A 1,861-nucleotide genomic window follows, 5' to 3' on the forward strand; every position below is an offset into this window, starting at 1 on the left:
CTGTTTCCGGCCCTGCTGCTCAACACGCTCGCGACCGCCGATCTGCGCAGCTTCGACATCTGGCCGATGGCTTCCGCGCTGGCGGCGGGCATGTTCGCGATGGTCGGCGTGCTGATGCTCTCGAAACGTTTTCTGCCGATCACGGGCCCCGAGTTTTCCTCGATGTTCCAGGGCGCCGCGCGCTGGAACAGCTTCGTCGCGCTGGCCTCCATCGCCTCGCTCTATGGCCGGCAGGGCATCACCATGGCCGCCGTCTCCGTCGCCGTGCTGGTGCCGCTCGCGAATATTCTTTCCGTGACGGTGCTGACCCGCTACGCGCTCGGCCGCCGCGCGAACCCTGTCGAACTCGCCCGCCTGCTCGCGAAGAACCCGCTGATCCTCGCCTGCGCCGCCGGCATCTTCCTCAACGCGACCGGCCTCGGCCTGCCCGGCCCGCTCGCCGTCACTGCGAAGATCATCGGCGACGCCTCATTGACGCTGGGCCTTCTCGCCGTCGGCGCGGGGCTGCGTATCGGCCATGTCTTCGAAGCGAAATGGATCGTGCTCTACACGAGCGCCCTGAAACTCATCGCGATGCCCGCGATGATGATGGGCTTCTGCTTCCTCTTCGGCGTCACCGGCCTTCCCCGCCTCGTGGTGCTCATCTGCGCCGCCGTCCCCGGCGCGACCTCGTCCTATGTCCTCGCCCGCCAGCTCGGCGGCCACATGGAACTGATGGCAAGCCTCATCACCGGCGGCACGATCCTCGCCGTCGTCACCATGCCGCTGATGCTGTGGGTGTTCGGGTAGTTCAAAAAACGGATGTCATCCCGGCGAAGGCCGGGATCCAGGGGCCACAACTGCCGAGCCCGCCGCCCCTGGATTGCTTCGGTCCCGCAGACCTCGCAATGACGAAGCCGTATGGACGCACTTCCGGATATATCGAATAAGTGGGAAGCAGCGTCACGCTGGTCAAGTGGTAATCTTCACCCGGATCAAATTTGGGCCGGGGATAAGTTTTCGGCCTTCATCCTTCGAGACGCCGCTTCGCGGCTCCACCATGCCGTCGATGCCGTGGTGTTCGGGTCATTCAAGAAACGGATGTCATCCCGGCGAAGGCCGGGATCCAGGGGCCACAAGCACCGAGCGAGCCGCCCCTGGATCCCGGGACAAGCCCGGGATGACATGTAGTTTGTTTTTCCACATCATTGCGCGCGCAGCGAAGCAACACGACGAGCTAGCGCTCTGATCATCTTACCCGCGCCCGTTCTAAAATCGCCCGCTGATCGACGCCCACCGGCAGCGTTCCGTAGAGGTCGCCCCAGTCCCGACCCAACCGCGTCGTGCAATAGGCGTCGGAGACGAATTCGGGCGCGGACTTCAGCAGGATCGAGCCTGCAGCCACTTTCGCCATCGCCTCGACGATCTGGCGCGAGCGGGCTTCGAGCGAGCTTAAATCCGCGAAGGCGTCCTTCAGCCCGTTGAGCGCCGCGTCATAGGCGCGGTGCCGCCCGCGCGCCGTCTCGAACTCCGCGACCACGACGTCGAGCGCCTCCGGTTCGCGGCCGAGCACGCGCAGCACGTCGAGGCACATCACATTGCCTGAGCCTTCCCAGATCGCGTTGACCGGCATCTCGCGATAGATGCGGCCGGCGACGCCTTCCTCGACATAGCCATTGCCGCCGAGGCATTCCATCGCCTCATAGGCGAGGTTCGGCGCGCGCTTGCAGACCCAGTATTTCGCGACCGGTGTCATGATGCGGCGGAAGGCGGCTTCCCGCTCGTCCTCGGCCGCGCGGTCGAAACTCCGCGCGACGCGAAACGACAATGCCGTCGCCGCTTCCGTTTCGAGCGCGAGGTCGGCCAGCACATTCGCCATCAG

2 protein-coding genes are annotated in these 1,861 nt (G+C 65.2%); one reads left to right on the plus strand and one right to left on the minus strand.

Annotated features, from left to right (window positions below; translation table 11 throughout):
• On the plus strand, nt 1-789 hold a 789-nt coding region (locus VMR03_RS12765), incomplete at its 5' end, for an AEC family transporter (RefSeq protein WP_325405790.1).
• A 439-nt stretch (nt 790-1,228) separates the two neighbouring features.
• Here the strand turns inward: VMR03_RS12765 and VMR03_RS12770 are convergent.
• On the minus strand, nt 1,229-1,861 hold a 633-nt coding region (locus VMR03_RS12770; RefSeq protein ID WP_325405792.1), incomplete at its 5' end, for an acyl-CoA dehydrogenase family protein.

It is taken from the genome of Parvibaculum sp. (assembly GCF_035511255.1).
GTDB lineage: Bacteria > Pseudomonadota > Alphaproteobacteria > Parvibaculales > Parvibaculaceae > Parvibaculum.